This is a genomic window from Apibacter sp. B2912 (assembly GCF_009827835.1).
Taxonomy (GTDB): Bacteria; Bacteroidota; Bacteroidia; order Flavobacteriales; family Weeksellaceae; genus Apibacter.
Genome location: NZ_WINV01000001.1, coordinates 479,805 through 497,307, shown reverse-complemented (window position 1 = coordinate 497,307; position 17,503 = coordinate 479,805). Strand labels below are relative to the sequence as shown.

Annotated in this window: 16 protein-coding genes; 3 read left to right on the top strand and 13 right to left on the bottom strand. The window is 33.2% G+C overall.

The features are described 5' to 3' along the window. Nucleotides 1–5 precede the first annotated feature (5 nt). Nucleotides 6–461: a YqaA family protein gene (locus GFV01_RS02325; protein ID WP_160564532.1), complete on the top strand. Its 456-nt coding sequence runs from the start codon at nt 6–8 to the stop codon at nt 459–461. On the opposite strand, the gene GFV01_RS02320 is transcribed toward GFV01_RS02325, so the two are convergent. The 4 genes from GFV01_RS02320 to GFV01_RS02305 form a co-directional block, all read right to left on the bottom strand. Then, nucleotides 454–2,670: an FUSC family membrane protein gene (locus GFV01_RS02320; RefSeq protein WP_160564530.1), complete on the bottom strand. Its 2,217-nt coding sequence runs from the start codon at nt 2,668–2,670 to the stop codon at nt 454–456. The two genes, GFV01_RS02325 and GFV01_RS02320, sit on opposite strands and share 8 nt — an antisense overlap. A 47-nt stretch (nt 2,671–2,717) precedes the next feature. Then, a complete protein-coding gene (locus tag GFV01_RS02315; RefSeq protein WP_160541787.1) occupies nt 2,718–3,116 on the bottom strand; it encodes a DUF1634 domain-containing protein in 399 nt (132 codons plus the stop codon). Nucleotides 3,117–3,128: 12 nt separating this feature from the next. Then, nucleotides 3,129–4,004, bottom strand: coding sequence for a sulfite exporter TauE/SafE family protein (locus GFV01_RS02310; RefSeq protein ID WP_160564528.1), 876 nt, complete (start codon nt 4,002–4,004; stop codon nt 3,129–3,131). 225 nt (nt 4,005–4,229) lie between these two features. Then, entirely contained in the window at nt 4,230–6,137 is a 1,908-nt protein-coding gene (locus GFV01_RS02305) for an ABC-F family ATP-binding cassette domain-containing protein (protein WP_160564526.1), read from the bottom strand. A 107-nt stretch (nt 6,138–6,244) separates the two neighbouring features. Here GFV01_RS02305 and GFV01_RS02300 point away from each other — a divergent pair, with 107 nt between their 5' ends. Further along, entirely contained in the window at nt 6,245–6,811 is a 567-nt protein-coding gene (locus tag GFV01_RS02300) for a hypothetical protein (protein WP_160541790.1), read from the top strand. 65 nt (nt 6,812–6,876) lie between these two features. Here GFV01_RS02300 and GFV01_RS02295 read toward each other — a convergent pair whose 3' ends face one another. Beyond that, nucleotides 6,877–7,686: an enoyl-ACP reductase gene (locus GFV01_RS02295; protein ID WP_105296681.1), complete on the bottom strand. Its 810-nt coding sequence runs from the start codon at nt 7,684–7,686 to the stop codon at nt 6,877–6,879. A gap of 303 nt (nt 7,687–7,989) precedes the next feature. On the opposite strand from GFV01_RS02295, the gene ligA reads away from it, so the two are divergent. Next, nucleotides 7,990–10,023, top strand: a complete 2,034-nt coding sequence (ligA, locus tag GFV01_RS02290) for an NAD-dependent DNA ligase LigA (protein ID WP_160564524.1) — start codon at nt 7,990–7,992, stop codon at nt 10,021–10,023. A 56-nt stretch (nt 10,024–10,079) separates the two neighbouring features. Here the strand turns inward: ligA and hisIE are convergent, their stop codons facing one another. The 8 genes from hisIE to hisG form a co-directional block, all read right to left on the bottom strand. Beyond that, the gene (gene hisIE / locus GFV01_RS02285; protein ID WP_160541792.1) at nt 10,080–10,667 is read right to left on the bottom strand and encodes a bifunctional phosphoribosyl-AMP cyclohydrolase/phosphoribosyl-ATP diphosphatase HisIE; all 588 of its coding nucleotides are present in this window, start codon (nt 10,665–10,667) and stop codon (nt 10,080–10,082) included. Further along, on the bottom strand, nt 10,664–11,416 hold the full coding sequence (hisF, locus tag GFV01_RS02280) for an imidazole glycerol phosphate synthase subunit HisF (RefSeq protein WP_160564522.1): 753 nt from the start codon (nt 11,414–11,416) through the stop codon (nt 10,664–10,666). The genes hisIE and hisF overlap by 4 nt, the downstream gene beginning before the upstream one ends. Nucleotides 11,417–11,516: 100 nt before the next feature. Then, nucleotides 11,517–12,230, bottom strand: a complete 714-nt coding sequence (gene hisA, locus GFV01_RS02275) for a 1-(5-phosphoribosyl)-5-[(5-phosphoribosylamino)methylideneamino]imidazole-4-carboxamide isomerase (protein ID WP_160564520.1) — start codon at nt 12,228–12,230, stop codon at nt 11,517–11,519. Nucleotides 12,231–12,326: 96 nt separating this feature from the next. Continuing rightward, nucleotides 12,327–12,905, bottom strand: a complete 579-nt coding sequence (hisH, locus tag GFV01_RS02270; protein ID WP_160564518.1) for an imidazole glycerol phosphate synthase subunit HisH — start codon at nt 12,903–12,905, stop codon at nt 12,327–12,329. 117 nt (nt 12,906–13,022) lie between these two features. Then, nucleotides 13,023–14,117, bottom strand: coding sequence for a bifunctional histidinol-phosphatase/imidazoleglycerol-phosphate dehydratase HisB (hisB, locus tag GFV01_RS02265; protein WP_160564516.1), 1,095 nt, complete (start codon nt 14,115–14,117; stop codon nt 13,023–13,025). Then, nucleotides 14,114–15,151 (bottom strand): histidinol-phosphate transaminase, encoded by a 1,038-nt coding sequence (gene hisC, locus GFV01_RS02260; RefSeq protein ID WP_160564514.1) that lies wholly within the window; start codon nt 15,149–15,151, stop codon nt 14,114–14,116. The genes hisB and hisC overlap by 4 nt, the downstream gene beginning before the upstream one ends. Before the next feature lie 72 nt (nt 15,152–15,223). Next, a complete protein-coding gene (hisD, locus tag GFV01_RS02255; protein WP_160564513.1) occupies nt 15,224–16,504 on the bottom strand; it encodes a histidinol dehydrogenase in 1,281 nt (426 codons plus the stop codon). Between the two features lie 75 nt (nt 16,505–16,579). After that, entirely contained in the window at nt 16,580–17,437 is an 858-nt protein-coding gene (gene hisG, locus GFV01_RS02250; protein ID WP_160564511.1) for an ATP phosphoribosyltransferase, read from the bottom strand. Nucleotides 17,438–17,503 lie beyond the last annotated feature (66 nt).

The following is a 17,503-nucleotide window of genomic DNA, read 5'->3' as shown; positions in this document are numbered from 1 at the left end:
TTTATATGTTAGACGGATTAGTTGACTATGGATATATAGGATTATTTATTGCTTCTTATCTCGCAGCAACCATTTTACCCTTTAGCTCCGAAGCAGTTCTTACAGGAATACTCATTATGGGCGGGAATCCATGGATAAGCATTCTGATAGCTACCATTGGAAACTGGTTAGGAGGAATGACCGGTTATTATTTAGGAAGGCTGGGTAAAATTGAATGGATTGAAAAATATTTAAAAATAAATAAAACAAAAATTGATAAAGCCACTCAAAAATTAAATAAAAAAGGAGCATATATTTCCTTTTTTTCTTTTTTACCCATTATTGGAGATATCATACCTGTAGCCTTAGGATATATGAGATCCAATGTCTATATCGTATCCCTGTCCATGTTAGCCGGTAAACTATTTCGTTACCTTTTGATTATGTATGCTTACAAAGGTTTTGCAAATTTCATTAAATAGAAAAATCCCTTTTAGAATCTTTCCACTCCTGAAAATTATTAAGCTTATTTATATAGGAATAAATTTGCTGTGATAAAAGGTTGATTTCCCGAAGCTGGTAAGAAATTAATGATTGATCATCCGCCAAAATATTTAATTCTTCCTCTTTTTCTTGACATTCCGTATCACAATCAAAGGAAGACCCTTTGATATTTAGTAAACATTTATTTAAAGTATTTTCAATAGATGAGATCAATTGTTTATCTATATCAGATGCTTTGCTGTTTTCATTAATATAGGATCTAAGGGATGATATTCTTGTAGAAAGAAGGTTTATAAAAGTTTGAATATTATATATATCAGATTTATAATTTTTTGAAATTTTAGGTTCTGATACAATTCTTTGAAAAGTACTTGACAAATTGGAAGTTCCCAACAAAACGTCCTTTCTGGAAAGTTTTATATCGGTATCAGAAAGCTTATCATCATTCAATAAATTATAAGTTATTTTTGTAAAATAATCTAAATTATATTTCAATAACTTTTCAATCAATACAGGAAGATTTTTATATTCCCAAGTAGGAAGAAAAGAAAAACTTAAAATAAAACTGATCACAACGGCAATTGTTGTTCCTCCCAAACGATGATAAATATTTGTCCAACCATCACTTCCGCTGTGTTCCAGAAAAATCAGGAGTATAACAAATATGGTAACAAAAGCAACCCCCGTTCTATAACTGATAGGTATAAAACTATAAGCGCCCACAATACAAATAAAAGTTACTATAGAAATCACATAAATGTTATGCGTAACAAGAAGGAGACCCAACGTTAATACTCCTCCGATTAGAGTACCTTGCAACCTTTGAATAGAAGAGTTTTTCGTATTTCCATAAAAAGGTTTTAAAATTAAAATGATGGTTAAATATACCCAAGCAAAATACTCAATTTTAAGTAAAGTACAAATTATATAAGAAACCGATATGGCGACACTTACTCGTAAAGCATGTTTAAAAATGTTGGATTTAAGATTTAAATTAGCTTTAAATGTAGAAAAGCTATAATTATATTGTCTGGTGAACTTTTCCAAATCCAAATCCTCATATTGTTTTCTCTCCGATCTAAACTCTCCGTTGATAAGCGATTTAATAAAACCGGTTTGTTTATAAAATGATTTAAAAATAAAACGAACATGTTTTAAAGCATTGATATCAACAACGGATTTCTCATTATTTTTTTCCTTTTCTTCAATCGAAAGTATTTTTTCTTTAAAACGATCCAGTGGAGCGGTATCAATAGTTACAGTAACCTTTTTATGGAAATTTATAGACCAACTTAATTCATAGAGGATTTTTTCCATATTGGCTAAATGATATTCAAAATCCCTTTTTAAACCACTTTTAACGAGAGACTCAATCAGCTTGTCATCTTGACAATTTAATGATAAAAGTTGTTCATACAGATCGATTAATGCGCTGAAAATTAAAGTCATTTTTCTACCCTTTGCAGAAAAACTTTTAGCATTAATCCGAAGTTTAAAAAGATTTTCTCGGATATCCTCGTGAGTACTGTGTATTTTTGTTTGTTTTTCAAACAGCTTATTTAAAATTTCAGTTTGTTTTTGATTATTAGCAGGATTTTTAATTTTTAACAAAAAGTACTCATGTATTAGCTCTGTATACTCATTTAAAAGTTTAATATTTTCACTAATTTTTTGTTCAATCACCCGATACGGTTGAATTCTCCATAAAACCAAAGAAATAAATCCATACCATACAATACCCATCATCATTCCCAACGTATTAGTTATAATGTGATTAGCTTCAAAACTACATGCATAGACCACACATAATAAAGAAGAGGTGCTTACACTAACCGCACGGGAGCCGTAAATAAAAAACATGGAAAAGAAAAAACCACACAAAGTAATCCAAATACCGAAAATAATTTCATGTGATATCAACAACTGACACACAAAAACCACTAAAAAGTAAAATAAAGCAGCAATAGATTGGGTATAAAATTTAACACGAATAGATCCGGGATTATCTCCCAATCCGGCTACAAGAGCTCCGGAAGAAGCAACTATACCGATATCGGGCCTTTTAAAAAACCATCCGGCGAGTAGGGGGATTACAATAGCAAGAGCAATACGTAAGCCACGACTAAAATAAAAACCAAAAATAAAAAAAGTACTTTCGGAGACTATATGTTTAATTTTTTGCTGCATGAAAATCTGTAAGCAGTGATTAGTAAATTAGAATTTCCGGTTAGTTTTTATCCTTCCAGACCAAAAATCATATTTGATAAGATAATAGCTAAAACAATACAGGTTATAACAATATACATTCGATCTTTTTCAATAGCAAAAGCCACTATTGAAAAAGCCACCCGTAAAATAGGAGTGGCGATCAAAACGGCAACTCCCAGCTGTATGATTGCTAATCCGTCCAATTTTAAAACAGCGGGTAATAAAGTAGATAATTCCCTCAAATAATTTGGGGCCCCTACAAATGTTTTAAAATTGAGTTGTTGATCCGGATGTTGAGATATATAAATTACTCCGCCGGTAATAGTAATAATAGAAGAAAGAATAACTCCGTAACGAAGCAACTTACCAATATAAAGCTCTACATCACGTTCTTCCCAAAATTTTCTCGAAAATAAATTACTCATAACACACTCAGCTTAAAGTTTAGGAAAATTGATATCTGGAAACCATTTAATCAATGAAGGTTCCAATCCTCTATAGATCATTTGAATTGCAAGAATAGCAATAACCAAACTGAAAATTTTACGTAACAGCTGAACGTTTATAGCCATCAATATTTTTGAACCTAGAAAAGCTCCAAACAAAACCCCTACTACTATAGGCATGGCAAGAAAGGGATCAATTTGACCTCTTTGAAAGTAAATAACTGCACTGGCGGCAGCAGTAACTCCTACCATAAAATTAGAAGTAGTAGTCGAAACTTTAAAAGGTATTTTCATAGCCGTGTCCATAGCTAATACTTTAAGCGCTCCCGATCCAATACCTAAGATACCGGAAAGCACACCGGCTATCGTCATTAGAGAAAAACCCGCACCAATATTTCGAACATTATATTTTTTAATTCCGTCAGGAGTAGGATATGTTCCGTTTAATTTCAATGTTGTAGCTAAATTACTCCCCGGAGCAGTATAATCTATAGATGCATTTTTCTTTCTTAAAGTCATGACAGATGAAAAGATAAGAGTGAAACCTAAAATTATATAAATTGCGGAAGTAGGTAGAAAAACAGCAAGTAAGGCACCTAAAACTGCTCCCAGGGTGGTAGCAATTTCAAGAAACATTCCAATACGCACATTAGTCATTCCTTCTTTAATATAAGCAGCTGCAGCCCCCGAAGAAGTAGCTATCGAAGTAACCAATGCGGTTCCTACGGCATATTTAATATCAACACCAAAACCCAGAGTTAATAGAGGAATTATGACTACTCCGCCGCCAAGTCCGGTAAGAGAACCCAGAGTACCCGCTGCAATTGCTCCAAAAAATAGAATAATTGTAAAAGTTATTATAGTCAAAATGAATTAAAATTAAGAAATTAAGTAACAAATTTAAAGATTCCTACTTTAATCTGTTACTATTAATTTAAATTTAATTCTATAGTCCAATAATTGAAAAATTAAGGTAAAAAAACAACCCTTTACATAGAGTTTTATTATACTGATGAACAAAGGGTTAATTGCAAAATATATTACTTTCATTTATAATAGGTAACTATCCTTTAAAAGGAAATCATACCGTACCTATCCGTTTAATTGAGAAAACATGTTCTCCCATTCATGAGTAATTCGGGTAAGCTTTTCCTTTAATTCAGAATACTCCTTAATATCTTCCTCTTTTGGGTTTTCTTTACTAAATAAATCTTCAAAAGCAGAAATTTTTTGTTCTGTTTTTTCAATGTCATTTTCAAGTTTAGACAATTTATTTTCTAACGATTTTTGTTCTTTCGATTTAAATTGCTTTTCCTGAGAAGCATTAGTAGGTGTATTTTCTGAGGTCACTTTACGGGTAGTTGATTTTTCGATATCAACTTCTCTCATATTTTCTTTTTTACGATACTCTAAATATTCATTGATATTACCTAAAAATTCTTTTACTTCTCCATTTCTGAATTCAAAAATCTTGTCGGCTAAGTCATCTAAGAATTCACGATCATGAGATACTAAAATCAGTGTCCCCGTAAAATTCTTTAAGGCGTGTTTTAATATCGCTTTAGATTGTATATCCAAGTGATTTGTAGGCTCGTCCATTATCAACGTATTGAAAGGTCGAAGAAGTAATTTACATAAAGCCAATCGATTTCTTTCCCCTCCGGAAAGTACAGACACTTTTTTATGAACATCATCTCCTTGAAAAAGAAATGAACCTAACAAGTCTCGAACTTTAGGACGAGATTCTTCTGTAGCCGAATCTTCAGCTTCTTCTAAGATAGTTTTAGAAGCATTTAGCTCTTCGGATTGGTTTTGAGCAAAATATCCAATTTGAACGTTGTGGCCTATTTCAAGTTTACCCTGATAAGATAATAAGCCATCCATAATTCTAGCCATAGTAGTTTTTCCCTGACCGTTTTGACCGATGAAAGCTATTTTCTCTCCACGTTCGATGTAAAAATTGGCATTTTCGAAAATAGTATGAGTATCGAAAGATTTACCTAAATTTTCTGCTTTAAAAATTATTTTTCCGGGAGTAATACTCGGTTCGAAACGAATATTAAAACGAGTTATGTCTTCATCTTCCACCTCAATGCGTTCAACCTTATCTAATTTCTTCATAAGAGATTGAGCAAAAGAAGCTTTACTAGCTTTTGCACGAAACTTATTGATTAATTGTTCTGTACGCTTAATCTCTTGTTCTTGATTTTTTTGTTGCTGAAGAAGTTTTTCCTTTCTTTCTTGTCTTAAAATAAGGTATTTGGTATAATTAGCCTTATAGTCTTGAATGGATTTATTGGAAATTTCAATGGTTCGATTGGTAACATTGGTTAAAAATTGTTTATCGTGTGATACCAGCACCACCGCTCCACTATAAGTAATTAAAAAACTTTCCAACCAAATGATGGATTCAATATCTAAATGGTTGGTAGGCTCGTCAAGAAGAAGCACATCATTTTCTTCCAATAAGAGTTTAGCTAACTCAATTCTCATTCTCCATCCTCCTGAAAAATCATCAGTAAGCCTATTAAAATCGGATTCTTTAAAACCTAACCCTTTTAAAATTTTTTCAATTTCTCCATCAATATTGTAGCCGCCTAAATGAGAAAATCGATCGGTTAGATCGGTTAAATCATGAATAAGCTTGTGATATTCCTCAGATTCATAGTCGGTCCTTGTAGCAAGAGCATGATTGATTGTATCAATTTTTTCATTGATTATATTTAATTCTTTGAAAGCCAGTTTTGCCTCATCCCATACGGTTCTTCCTTTCTCAAAATCTAAATCTTGTTTTAAGAATCCAATGCGAACTTCTCCTTCTTTTTCAACATTTCCTTCAGTTGAAGGTTGCTCACCGGACAAAATTTTTAATAAAGTTGATTTACCTGCACCATTTTTACCCGCTAATCCAATACGATCATTTTTATTAATTCTAAAATTTACATTTTCAAATAGATAAGATCCTGCAAAATGTAAACCTAGATTCTGGACTAATATCATTTTCTTGTTAAATTTTGAACATGCAAAGATACGATTTTAAACTTAATTCCTTCATTTTTGTCTTTGTTATAAGAAAAATATGTAAATTAGTTTTTTAATATAATTTTATGAAAAAAATAGTATCAATAGTAGTACTAACATTATGCTTTACTGTATTTTTAACTAGTTGCAGTGACGATGATGACAAAGGAAGTGTTGTAGTTAACACGGATACAATTTCAAGAGTATTTGAAATTGAAAGTTCTTTTAGATTTGACAGTCAATTGGGTTGGGTGATCAACGGAGAGCTTAGACCGGCCATAATAAACGGAGATCATTTATTAATATATAGGCTTTCTGCTGAAAATGCTTCCGGTAAAGATGTATGGCAACTTATACCTCGAACTTTTTATGTTGATTTGAATAATGATGGGATTACTGAAAGCGAATTTTCTTATGATTATGATTTTAGTATTGAAGATTTTAATATTTATGCCGGTGGAAGTTATGATTTGACTTTAACTCCTGGATTAATTAATAAACAAGTTTTTAGAATTGTTATTATCCCGGGAAGCTCTTCCGGTAATGCATTTAGTAGTAAAATGCCTATTGATTACAAAGATTATAACGCTGTAATTAAATACTATCATATTAATGATGACCAAGTAATTAAATTACAACCGAAACTGAAATAAAAGTATTTCTATAAAAAAGAGGCTTTAAAATAAGCCTCTTTTTTTTATAGAATTTTATTAACCAATTATTTTTCAAAACGTTTCATAACTCTTTCACTAACTCCAACATTGGAGAAACCTCCATCATGGAAAAGATTTTGAAGAGTTACTTTTCTGGTTAGGTCGGAAAATAACGTAATGCAATAATTTGCACATTCCTCAGCGGTAGCATTACCAAGCGGAGAAATTTCTTCAGCAAATTCAATAAATCCACCAAAACCTTTTACCCCGTTTCCGGCAGTAGTAGGAGTAGGCGATTGAGAAATTGTATTAACTCTAACTTTGTTACGGATTCCCCATTCGTAACCGAAACTTCTTGCAATACTTTCCAAATAAGCTTTATTATCAGCCATATCATTATAGCCGGGAAAAGTTCTTTGAGCGGCAATATAAGAAAGAGCTAAAATACTACCCCATTCATTCATAGCGTCTTTATCCCAAGCAGTTTTCATAACTTTATGGAAAGATACGGCAGAAATATCCCAGCCTTTAGTTAACCATTCATAATTTATATCAGTATAATCTTTATTTTTTCTGACATTAATAGACATTCCTATAGAATGTAAAATAAAATCAAGCTTTCCGAATTTTTCAAGAGCATGATCGAAAAGTTTATTCAAATCTTCCATTGAAGTGGCATCAGCAGGAACCGTATCAGAGCCGGTTTTTTCAGCCAATGCGTTAAGTTCCCCTTTTCTAAGAGCGACTGGGGAATTAGTAAGGATAAATTCAGCTCCTTCTGCATGAGCTTGTTCTGCAACTTTCCATGCAATGGAGTTAGAATCTAACGCCCCGAAAATAATTCCCTTTTTCCCCTTTAATAATCCGTGAGACATAGTATTTATTTAAAAATGTTAACAGAACAAATTTATGTAAATATTTTTATATGTAACCGAAAAGTTTAGTATCTAACCCGATTAATAAATCAATTCATAAAAACTAAAGAAATTATACGATGTATTTTGCATAATCCCTTATAAATGAAAATTGAGCATGATTTGTGTATTTTGGTATAATTTAATCTAAAATGCATCGATTTTTATAAAAATATAGATAAAAAATACTTAGTATACTAAATAGTATCCATTAGTATTTAACATATCAACCATTGTTTATAAATTTGAATAAATATTCTAAATATGAGTAATACTAAAGACAGAATTGAATTTTTAAGGAAGGAACTAACGGATTTAAATTACAAATACTATGTATTAGATCAATCTGATGTTTCGGATTATGAGTTTGATCAAATGATGAATGAGCTGAAGCAATTAGAAAAAGAAAATCCGGAATTAGACAGTCCCGGTTCACCTACCCATAGAGTAGGAGGACAAATAACTAAGATTTTTCCTACCGTAAGACATGAAAGAAGGATGTATTCACTCGATAATAGTTACTCATTTGACGATATCAAAGATTGGGCAACAAGAGTAGCCAAATCTATAGATGAAAAAGTAGAATATGTATGTGAATTAAAATACGACGGATTATCCATCAGTATATTATATGAAAACGGACAGTTAGTTCAAGCAGTTACCCGAGGTGACGGTTTTCAAGGAGATGATGTTACCCATAATGTGAGAACTATACGATCTGTTCCGCTTCATCTCAGAGGTAAATATCCGCAACGTTTTTATATAAGAGGAGAGATAATCATGCCCAAAAAATCTTTGGATAAACTCAATGAAGAAAGAAAAAAAGAAGGATTAGAACCCTATGCCAATCCAAGAAATACGGCTAGTGGAAGTTTAAAGCTTCAGGATAGCGAGGCGGTGGCAAAAAGAGGCCTCGATTGCTATTTGTATTATGTACTTACTGATGAAAGAGGATACAGTACCCAATGGGACTCTTTGCAACATGCTAAAGACATGGGATTTAAGGTAGGGAATTATGCCCGATTGTGTACCAATCTAGAAGAGGTAACGGCTTTTATTGAACATTGGAATACGGAAAGATATCATCTTCCCTTTGAGATTGACGGAGTCGTAATAAAAGTAAATTCCATTTCAGAACAAGAAGAACTAGGTTATACGGCTAAATCTCCTCGATGGGCCATTGCTTATAAATTCAAGGCCGAAAAAGTAGAAACACAATTATTAAGTGTTGACTATCAAGTAGGAAGAACGGGAGCAATAACTCCGGTAGCCAATTTGAAGCCGGTGTTAGTTGCAGGAACCACAGTAAAAAGAGCCTCTCTTCACAATCAAGATTTTATTGCTAATATGGATTTACGAATCAATGATATGGTTTTTGTAGAAAAAGGAGGAGAAATTATCCCCAAGATTGTGGATGTGAATTACGATAAAAGAGAACCGGGCACGATTAAGCTGGAATTTATTAAAAATTGTCCGGCTTGTGGTACACCTTTAGTTCGGGAACCGGGAGAAGCTGCTCATTTTTGTCCCAATGAAAAAGCTTGTCCGCCACAAGTAATGGGAAGAATGGAACATTTTGTTTCCAGAAGGGCCATGAACATAGACAGCGTAGGAGCAGAGACGGTTTCAATGCTTTATGAAAATGGATTGGTCAAAGATATATCGGATTTCTATACCTTAAAAAAAGAACAATTAATCGGACTGGATAGAATGGCTGATAAATCGGCTCAAAATATAATTGACGGTATCGAAAATTCAAAACAAATCCCTTTTGAAAAAGTTTTATATGCGTTGGGAATTCGTCATATAGGAGAAACCATGGCCAAGAAACTGGCTAAAAGATTTAAATCAATTGAGGGATTACAAAATGCGACGTTAGAAGAACTGGAAAATACAGCTGATGTAGGAAATAAAATAGCCATAAGCATTCAAGAATATTTTGCCAAACCCGAACATTTGGCACTCATTGACAGATTAAAAAAAGCAGGTTTACATTTCGAAACAGAAGATTCTCAGGAAGAAATCTCTCATATTTTAGAAGGAAAAACCTTTTTATTTACAGGGAAATTAACCGCTTTCACACGAGAACATGCCGAAGAATTGGTAGAAAAAAATGGAGGAAGAAATATTTCATCCGTAAGTAAAAATTTAGATTATTTGGTAGTAGGAGAAAAAGCCGGATCGAAACTTAAAAAGGCTGAACAATTGGGAACAGTAAATATATTGGATGAATATCAATTTTTAGACTTATTTGAAAAAGAAGGCATAAACCCGAAAGAAAATGAGTCAACGCGTTAAAAACAAATAGAAAAAATTAGAGTATGAACTGCAATTTTTAATTGCAGTTCTTATATTTAATGGTTTCGATCAAATAATACTTTTTCAATATCTTCCAGTTGAAAACCCTTTGCTTTCAAAAGGATAAGGTAATGGTATAGCAGATCTGCTGCTTCATTCTTAAACAAAACATCATCCGTATCCTTTGCTTCAATAACAACTTCAACAGCCTCTTCACCTACCTTTTGTGCTACTTTGTTAATTCCTTTTTGATAAAGTTGATAGGTATACGACCCGTTTACTTTTTCGTCAATTCGTTGACTGATTATATTTTGTAATTTATATACAAATCCTTTTACATTTTGTTCCTCAAAACAAGAATAACTTCCCGTATGACAGGTAGGTCCTTCAGGAGAAACTTTAATTAAAAGAGTATCGTGATCACAATCTATATCAATTTTTTTTACCCATAAATAATTATGGGAGGTTTCTCCTTTCGTCCATAATCGATTTTTGGAGCGGCTGAAAAAAGTCACTTTTCCTTCCCTTTTTGTTTTTTCAAAGGCTTCTTCATTCATATAACCCAGCATGAGTACTTGCAGGGTAAGTTCATCCTGAATAATTACAGGAATCAATCCGTTACTTTTATCAAAATCTAATTTCATCTTATAGGAATATTTTTAGTTTTTAAAAATCTTTTTAATTCGGGAATGGGAATCTCATTAAAATGAAATACACTGGCAGCCAGAGCCGCCGATGCTTTAGTGTTTAAAAATACATCCGAAAAATGCTCTTTAGTACCGGCTCCTCCTGAAGCAATAACGGGAATATTTACGCTAGATGCAACATCATGCGTAATATCAAGAGAAAATCCGTTTTTCGTACCGTCACTATTCATGGAAGTAAGTAAAATTTCACCAGCTCCCAGTTGTTCCGCCTTTTTTACCCAATCTAATGTTAAAATTGTAGTCGGGGTTCTTCCCCCGTGAGTATACACTTTCCAACCTGTATTTTCTTTTTTGGTATCCACAGCAACTACCACGCATTGACTTCCGAAACGGGAAGCAATTTCTGAAATCAATTCCGGTCTTTTTACAGCTGAAGAATTTATGCTTACTTTATCTGCACCGGCTTGAGTTAAAGAAAATACATCTTCCACGGAATTTATTCCTCCTCCTACCGTAAATGGAATGTTAATTTCATTAGCAATTTTTTCTACTAAGTGAAGCAAGGTGGAACGGTTTTCAATAGTTGCGGTTATATCCAGAAAAACTAATTCATCTGCTCCTTGTTGTACATAAGCTTTAGCCAATTCTACCGGATCTCCGGCATCGGTGAGGCTCACAAAATTTACTCCTTTAACAGTTCTGCCGTTTTTTATATCCAAACAAGGAATTATACGTTTTTTTAGCACTTCTTTTTATATTTTTTTTAAAAAATTAAAATTTGCATGAAAAGTCTAAAGCGATTGTTTAGTAACCATACAAAGTTTCTATAAAATTACTTTACCCGTTTTATAAAAATTGCTTAAGTTCCTTCAATTTGATTTTTCCTTCATAAATAGCCTTTCCGATAATAGCGCCTTCACAACCTAGTTCCTTTAGTTTAAGCAAATCTTCCAGCGAAGACACCCCCCCACTGGCTATTAAATGTATGGAAGTCGATTGAAGGATTTCTTCATACAATTCATTTGATGGGCCTTCTAAAGTTCCGTCTTTGGAAATATCTGTGCAAATTACATAACGAATGCCTTTTTTCTCATATTCTTTAATAAAATCAACTACATCTAAAGAGGAAGATTCTGTCCAACCTTGGGTGGCTATCATTCGATGATTACAATCTGCCCCTAAAATAATTTTATCATTTCCAAAAGTTGAAAGCCAAGAAAGAAATAATTCAGGATTTTTTACGGCAATACTTCCGCCCGTAATTTGTGAAGCTCCATTTTCAAATGCAATTTTCAAATCATCATCGCTTTTTAAGCCCCCTCCAAAATCAATTTTTAAATTTGTTTGGGAAGCTATTTTATAGAGTGTTTTATAATTGATGATTCGGTTGGATTTTGCGCCGTCTAAATCTACCACATGTAAATATTGAATTCCGATATCCTCATATTCTTTAGCGGCATCCAAAGGATCTTCCCGATAAATTTTTTCCGTAGAATAATCTCCTTTAGTTAAACGTACACATTTTCCGTTAATAATATCTATGGCGGGTATAATTCTCATTTTTTTATTTCAGCTATATTATTTTTTATTAAAGTTACGAGGGTTTTCTCGTAACATACCATTGATTGAATGATAACTTTTTATCTGAACAGGAAATTACAGTTCAATAAAACTTTTTAATATTTGATCTCCCACATCTGCCGATTTTTCGGGATGAAATTGAGTAGCAAAAAAATTGTCTTTTTGTAAAGCAGCACTAAACGGTAAAATATAAGTACAGGTAGCAGAAGTATCTGCACATAAATCCGCATAGTAACTATGCAAAAAGTATACATCATCATGGTCAGTATTTTTTTTAAAAATTTCTCCCTTCAAATCATAGATTGTATTCCAACCCATATGAGGCACAATATCGGTAGAAGGAAATTTTCGAACGTTAACATCGAAGATATTTAGACAATGGGTGTTGCCTTCTTCCGAATGAGAACACATTAACTGCTGGCCTAAACAAATCCCCAAAAAAGGACGTGTAATCGATTTTATTAAAACATCCATACCTCTTTCCTGCAAATATGACATAGCACTTCCGGCTTCGCCTACTCCCGGAAAAATTACTTTATCGGCATGTATTATCGTGTTGGGATCATCGGTCACAACAGATTCAACCCCCAAGCGTGTTAGTGCGTTTTGTACTGATTTAATATTACCTGCATTGTATTTTATAATTGCTATCATTTTTCACAAGAATTTTTTATAATTTTTGAAAGTATGAATTTTTCTTAAATGTTTAAATTACTTAATTATTTAAAACTTAAGAAATAAACGGTAAGAAGTAAAAAATAAGTTTTTGTATTATAAACTGCCTTTTGTGCTTGGAATGGCAAAATTATCATCGGTTTGTTTAACAGCCATTTTGATAGCTTTTGCAAAGGCCTTAAAAATAGCTTCTATTTTATGATGTTCATTACTTCCTTCCGCTTTTATATTTAAGTTAGATTTCGAATTATCGCTAAAAGATTTAAAAAAATGATAAAACATTTCAGTTGGCATTTCTCCGATCTTTTCTCTTTTAAATTCTGCCTCCCAAACGATCCACGGACGCCCCCCGAAATCGATGCCTACTTGAGCCAAGCAATCATCCATCGGCAACAGAAATCCATATCTTTCAATTCCTTTTTTACTTCCAAGTGCTTGTAAAATAGCTTCACCTAAAACAATTCCCGTATCTTCTATTGTGTGATGTTCATCTACATTCAAATCTCCATCGACTTTAATATATAAATCCATAGAACCATGTTTGGCTATTTGTTCCAACATATGATCAAAAAAGCCTAAGCCTGTGGATATTAGGCTTTTTCCCGAACCGTCCAAATTTATTTCCACGGAAATTTTGGTTTCTTTTGTATTACGAATCACTTTAGCTTTTCGGGGTTGCTTTTTTAAATAGTGATAAATTTCGTCCCAGCTTTGCGTTTGTAATTCTGTACCGGAATTTTCTTCCGTTCCCATATATATAGAACGACAGCCTAAATTTTTTGCTAATTGTACATCAGTTAATCGATCGCCAATAACATACGAATGGGAGAGATCATACTTTCCTTTTATATAATGAGTTAACATTCCCGTTCCGGGTTTTCGTGTAGGGAGATTTTCATGTTCAAAACTTCTGTCTATCAGAATTTCAGAAAACGTTATTCCTTCATTTTCAAAAGCTTTGATGATTTTATTTTGTGAAGGCCAAAAAGTTTCTTCAGGAAAGGATTCGGTACCCAATCCATCTTGATTGGTTACCATAACCAATTCGTAATCCATCTCCCGAGATATTTTGGAAAGGCTTTGGAAAACCAGGGGATAAAATTCCAATTTTTCCAAGCTGTCCAATTGGTAATCTATCGGAGGCTCTTTAACTAAAGTGCCGTCACGGTCTATAAATAATACTTTTTTCATAAGGTATCGTTTAGCCTAGATAATGAATTAATTAATTTTAAATTTTCTTCAGGAGAGCCAACCGTAATACGAAGGCTGTTTTTAATTTTGGAGGATTGATCTCGTACAATAATACCTTCTTGCATTAATTGGTGGAAAACTTGATTGGAATCGGAGAATTCAACGAGCAAGAAGTTCGTATCAGACGGGTAAATTTTAGTTACTAGCGATAGCTTTTCCAAAGCAGAACGCAATTTTTCTTTTTCTTCAAGAATAATTTTTTTTCTTTTTTCAAATTCACTGCTTTGATTCAGCGCCTCCAAAGCTGCCTTTTGATTCAATTCGCTGATGTTATATGGATGCTTTACTTTGTTAAGTAAATGAATAATTTCAGGTTGAGCATAGGCCATACCAATACGTACTCCTGCAATACCCCAAGCCTTACTGAGCGTTTGGAACAGTACAAGATGTGGGTATTGATCCATTTTTTCCAGATAGGAGGGTTGGTCGGTAAATTCTATATATGCTTCATCGATTGCAACAATTCCGTTAAAATTTTTTAGTATAAAATCAATATCTTTTGGATTAATCGCATTGCCGGTCGGATTGTTGGGAGTACAAATAACAATTACTTTTAGATTTTCATCGTTGAAATATTTTTGAGCTTCTTCGATATTGATTTGAAAATCGGATGTTAGAGGAATATCAACAATCGTAACATCGTTCAACTCTGCTGCTACCTGGTACATTCCGAAAGTTGGACTGAAAAACATGACTTTGTCTTTACCGGGATTGCAAAATACCCGATAAATATGATCTATTATTTCATCACTTCCGTTCCCAATAAAAATTTTTTCCGTTGCAATGTTTTTAATTTCACTTAATTTTTGTTTTAGATCCTTTTGGTAAGGATCCGGATAACGGTTATTGTTTCCAAAAGGGTTTTCGTTGGCGTCTAAAAAAATACCTTCTATTCCTCCTGATTCATCTCTTGCGGAAGAATACGGATGCATGGCAAGCACATTGGGACGGGCCAGTTGATTTATATTTTTCATGGTTATTATTTTTATTGAATTAAAAGCGTTCATTCTACCCTATTTATTTTTAAATAAAATATATAAATTAGTTTAATTGGTTCGTAGACGTATGCTTACCGCATTTTTATGGGCTTGCAGCTCTTCAGCTTCAGCCATTAATTCTATAGTATTTCCGATCTTTTGCAATCCCTCTTTAGTTAGTTCTTGAAAAGTGATTTTTTTGTAAAAACTATCCAGAGAAACCCCGCTGTAATTTCGTGCATAGCCATTAGTAGGCAATGTGTGGTTCGTTCCGCTTGCATAATCTCCGGCACTTTCACAGCTGTAATTGCCTAAAAATACTGATCCCGCATTTTCAATAGAGTGTGTATAGTTTTTGGCTTGATCAATAGCCAAGATCAGATGTTCCGGAGCATAAAGATTACTCAATTGAAAACATTCTTCTAAGGAATTCAATAAAACACCTAGACTATTACGTAAAGCTTTTTTAGCAATTTCTTTTCGAGGAAGACTTTCAAGTTGAGTATTGATCTCGTCTAGGGTCTGATTTAAAATTTCTGAATCCGTGGTTAGGAATACAACTTGACTGTCAAGGCCATGCTCTGCTTGTGAGAGTAAATCGGAAGCAACATACGCAGGATTAGCGGACGAATCGGCCACTACTAATACCTCACTGGGCCCTGCAGGTAAATCTATGCTGACTTTAAACTCTTGGGCATATTGTTTAGCCGCGGTTACATATTGGTTTCCCGGACCGAAAATTTTATAGACAGGTGAAATGGATTCTGTACCTACAGTCATCGCTGCGATGGCTTGAACACCTCCTACCTTGTATATATTTTTGATACCTATCGTTTTTGCTGCATATAAAATAGCCGGATGTATTTTGCCTTCTTTATTGGGAGGGGTGCATAATACAATTTCTTTACATTCTGCAATGGTAGCGGGTACTCCCAACATTAAAACGGTCGAAAAAAGCGGTGCAGACCCTCCGGGAATATATAATCCAACTTTTTCTATAGCTCTGGATTCCCTCCAACATTCGATACCGGGTTGTATTTCAATAATTTTTTTCTTTTCTTTTTGAGAAAAATGAAATTTTTCAATGTTGGATTTAGCTTGTATGATGGCTTGTTTCAATTCATCGGAAACTAATGATTCCGCCTCAAAAAGTTCTTGTTCGGAGACAGTAAAGCTAGTTAAAGACACATCATCAAATTGAAGAGTATATTTTTTTAAGGCTGCGTCGCCTTCATTTTTTACATCGGTAAATACATTTTTTACGGTTTCATATAACGAAACTTTTTCATTTTCAGGTCTTTTGACTAAATGGTGCCAATCATTTACAGGAGGATATTTTATAATGTTCATTTTTGAGCTCTATTAATAGATAAAATGGTTGATTGTTAAGTAAACTGAATGGGTTATTCCTTTTATTATAAAAATTTAAAGAATCATTTTTTGTATAGGAATGACTAAAATTCCTTGCGCTCCAAATTCTTTTAATTGTTCAATGATGTCCCAAAACTTATCTTCTTTAATTACAGAATGTATGCTGCTCCATCCTTCTTTTGCCAGGGGTAAAATAGTAGGACTTTTAACTCCGGGTAATAAAGAAATAATATCTTTCAGGTTTTCATTAGGAGCATTCAACAAGATGTATTTATTTTCTCGTGAATATAGTACCGATTGAATTCTGAACAATAATTTATCTAGAATTTCTTGTTTGTCTTGAGTAAGTTTTTTTGATTTTATAAGGGCTGCTTCACTTTTAGTTACGGTTTCCACTTCTTTTAGTCCGTTCATGAGAAGTGTACTTCCGGTGCTGACAATATCGAAAATGCAATTAGCCAAACCTATTCCCGGAGCTATTTCAACGCTTCCGCCGATTTCTTCAATTTCAACCTTTACATTGTTTTTTTTGCAAAATTTCTTTAAAATTTTAGGATAACTAGTTGCAATTCTTTTATTATTAAAATAAGCAATTCCCGTATATGTTTCTTCTTTAGGTATAGCCAAACACATTCGGCAATTACCGAAACCTAATTTCTTTATGATTTCTACATTTCGGTCTTTTTCCCAAACTTCGTTTTCACCTAAGATTCCAATATCGGCAACATTTTGTTCTACATATTGTGGAATATCATCATCTCTAAGAAATAAGATTTCAATAGGAAAATTGGTTGATACAGTTTTCAATTTTTGATTACCATTTGGAATTTTTATTCCGCATTCACTCAATAATTCCAGTGATTTTTGACTTAGCCGTCCGTTTTTTTGGATAGCAATTTTCAGTTTACTCATTAGCCATAGTTTTTAAATTTCTTTACTATTGAAGTGATCCTAAAAAAAAACCGCCCGAAAACTCAG